Source organism: Candidatus Cloacimonas sp., assembly GCA_039680785.1.
Classification (GTDB): Bacteria; Cloacimonadota; Cloacimonadia; order Cloacimonadales; family Cloacimonadaceae; genus Cloacimonas.
Window position 1 is genome coordinate 1 of sequence record JBDKSF010000063.1, and the last position, 3731, is coordinate 3731.

3 protein-coding genes are annotated in these 3731 nt (G+C 40.5%); all 3 read right to left on the minus strand.

What is annotated here, in order from left to right; translation table 11 throughout:
* A partial coding sequence (locus ABFC98_03930) for a hypothetical protein (GenBank protein MEN6445178.1) occupies window positions 1-809 on the minus strand: 809 nt, incomplete at its 3' end.
* Window positions 810-860: 51 nt separating this feature from the next.
* The gene (locus ABFC98_03935) at window positions 861-1094 is read right to left on the minus strand and encodes a hypothetical protein (protein MEN6445179.1); all 234 of its coding nucleotides are present in this window, start codon (window positions 1092-1094) and stop codon (window positions 861-863) included.
* Window positions 1095-1112: 18 nt separating this feature from the next.
* The gene (locus ABFC98_03940; protein MEN6445180.1) at window positions 1113-3080 is read right to left on the minus strand and encodes a T9SS type A sorting domain-containing protein; all 1968 of its coding nucleotides are present in this window, start codon (window positions 3078-3080) and stop codon (window positions 1113-1115) included.
* Between the last annotated feature and the right edge of the window lie 651 nt (window positions 3081-3731).

Genomic DNA, 3731 nt, shown 5'->3' on the forward strand with positions numbered 1-3731 from the left:
GCTGTAATCCAATAATTATAGCTTGTTTCGGACTGAACATTGGCATCGCTATAATGCTGATTGGTCGTAGATGTCAGCAATCCTGCATTCCGGTATATTTTGTAATGATGCTGATTATTGGTTTGAGGTGGATTCCAGTTTAGTTCAATTGCGGGCTCTGTATAGCAACCAGTTAAATTTTGCGGGGGAGATATTTGCTCTGCAAGGGTGGTAAAACTCCATAATGCAGATGGATAAGCAACACTATTGGCATAAGCTGTCACCCGCCAGTAATAAGTTCTATTGAATTGGAAAGGAATTTCGGGCTGCCAATAGGTTAAGGCGGTATTATTGATAACCTGAACTAAAGAATCGGGATTATTTCCCAAACTAAGAGAAAAATTGCTGCCATTACTGCTCCAAGATAAATTAGCGTCTATGGGAACATTTATCTCTCCACTAAAAGGATTGGGCAAAACCGGAGTGTAATATTGCGCTTCTATGGTGATTCGCAGATTGCTCCGAAAATTTTTTAGCGTCCAGCCAGTCGTCGGAGGAGCATTTGGGTCTGGATTTATGGTAGTATGCTGAAATTGAATGGCATAAAAAGTGGAGCAAGGACTGCAACGAAAATCATCGGAAGTGCTTCCGGAACCAATAGTGTTTTCATCAATGCCTATTAATAATGCCTGCGTGCCATTATAAACAAAAGGGGTCTCCAAATTAATATTCAGCCAGCCACTGCCCGGCAAGCCATTGCTAAATGCATTTTCGGGAATAATATTATCATAAACAAGCTGCATACTATCCACTGGAAACCAGTTATCCAATGCGGCGATGGAACTATGCCCCAGATAAACTTTCCAGTTCTTGTTGCCATTTTAAAACAGATTACTGCTTACATTATACTGAAAACCGATGGCAGTTATCAAGCCAGAACAGCCAATTTCAGAAGGCAAAAATAACTGTTGCGAATAACTGAAAGTTGCAACTGGTTCAATAGGCAAACCATTATTGAGATAATTGCCGGAACCGATGGTAATTATTTCTGCTTGCAGAGATGTAAACAGCAATATAAGTAGCAAACAGAGCTTACTTTTCAATTCTAAACTCATACACTGCTTTTATTCTGCTTACTTGATAACTGAAACTTTCTTCTGCAGACGCTGTCCCTGTGTAACTAAGCTAAAAAGATAAACTCCACTCTGCAAATCCAAGTGTAAATTCTGCGCTACGAAACTGTTTTGTCCACCCGCAAAGCTTTGTTCATAAATCTTTTGTCCGCGCAAATTATAAATAGTCAATTGGGCAGGGGATTTATCCTGCCAGTAACTGATGGTGAGATTGTTTTTGAACGGGTTGGGATTAACTGCCAGTTGCGGAATGGCAGGATTTTGAGTTCCATCATCCACCGCATCCGGAAGAACAATTAAATTAATGGAATTGGAGGGTAAAGATATATGGTCTGGCGGATACACGGCACACACATAAAAAGAGTAATTTCCCGCTTCCAAATCGGGAATGGAGCAATTGGTTAAATCCGCGGAAATAGTTAAAGTTAAGGCATCGTTCATATAGACCTGATATTGGCTTGGCGCAAGGGAAGGCGCTTGCCAATTTAAATGGACGATTCCCTGATTATCTACATAACCTGCAAGGGATTGCGGAGCAGGATAATATGCGCTTCCCAAAGTGCCATCGGGATTTATCCGCATCGCATAAATGTCATAGTTACTACCTTCTTCGTAAGCAAGTACACTCCAGCCCTGATTGTGAACACTTAAATCATAATGCAATTTGGAACTTCCGGAGGAATCCAGAAAAACATCGGCAGCCCAAGGACTGCTTTGATCACTTCTGATGGCATTAACTTTCAAATGCTCGTTATTAACATCTCCCGGGCTTGCTGCCAAAGAATAATGACAAAATGCCGTCCCCTGATAAAAATAAGCGGCAATGGGATCGGGAGATAAAGTGCCCTGGTCAATTATCTGAACTCCATTTTCGCCCCAAAGACGGTTTCCCGAAAAATCCATAAGCTGTCTGGCAAGCCCTACATTATTTTGATCGGGATCGGTAGTGCGAAACCAGGCATAAACATAGCTATTTTCAGAATCAACAGCCAGTTTGGGATAATATTGCTGATTGAAAGTATCAGTAGAAATGAGAGCTCCGTTTTCGGGAGTGGTAACGGTTCCGGTAGAATTTACCCTTGCCATATAGACCTCATTGATCATATCATTATTCCGATCATCATACCAAGCAAGAACCGCTCCTCCGTTTCCATCTGAAGCAAAAGGAATTAACTGTTCCCAAGCAGTTAAACCACCCACTGTATTGATGGAGGCATTCCAAAGGGGCGTGCCTGTGGGAGTTAGTTTGGTAACGAAAACCTGACGATTGGGAGCCCAAAAAGGACCGCTATCCACATAATATTTCAGCAGTATATTGCCATCTCCGGAATCCAGTAATTGGGGCCAGGTAAATTGAACGGCATCTCCCGCCAAAACAAGACCGCTTGCTCCCCACAATAATTCTCCGGTTGAAGATATCCTTTGTAAGTGAATTTCCGTTGTTGTAGCCATTCTTTGCCAGGTAACATAAACATCGCCACTGGAATGACACATAAGAATAGGACTCATATTGCTAAAATCCGTGGAAGTATCGGTGGAAAGAGCAATGCCACTATTGGAAAGTAAAATATTGCCACTGCTATCTACTTTATAAAGCATTACATTATTAACTTCTGCAGTGCGGATGTCCTGAAAAGTAAGCCAGGCATTACCTAAATTATCAACATCTAAATCCCATTCAGTAAGCCAAGTCATCTGGGGAAAACTGCTGACTAAAATACCCTGCGGATTTTGCCATAAAAGATTACCGGCGACATCCATATATTGCAACCAGACCTGATAACCGCCATTGGCATTGTCAAAACGGGCAAGATATATATTGCCATTATTACAAATTGCTATTTTAGGGAGAACCTGTTCTCCTGTTCCGCCAGCAAACAAAGTTGGCGTGGAAGCAGAATTGCTGAATTGAGCATTTAAGCCGATAAATAAGATAAGGACGGCAAAAATAAGGGAAAGTCGTTTCATTTTTCACCTCGTAAAGAGTAATTAACATTTGAAGATATGATACTCCATTTTGCGGCAAAAGCAAATTTAAAAAAAGTGACGCTATTAAAAAGGGGAAACATAATGGCAGAAGCTCCAGTGGCAAGTTTTTTGTAAACCACCTAAAAATATCTCTCACGCAGATAACGCAGATTACGCAGATTTAATTTTAGAAACAAGGATTGCAGGATTTGTGATTATAGAATTTTAGAAACAAGGATTTAAGGATTATAGGATTTAGAGGATTTCTCTATATAAACAAATCAGTAAGAAAATATTTTAAAGGAAGAACGACATCTTGTCGTTCCCCTGACAACCGAGTTATCAAATTTCCGCTTTATTCCATACAAGCTTGATTTATGTAGTTTCCGCATTATTTCATACAAGCTTGATAGTTAGTTTGTTGTGGTTGACGAGGACGTCAACCCTCCAATATTTTGCCACCTTGTGAATATTCTTGTTTCTAAAATTAAATCTGCGTGATCTGCGTAATCTGCGTGAGAACAAATCAGCGCAATCTTTGAGAGAAGATAATCCAAAGGAAGAACGACATCTCGTCGTTCCCCTGACAACCGAGTTATCAAGTTTCCGCATTATTTCATACAAGCTTGATTTATGTAGTTTCCGCATTAT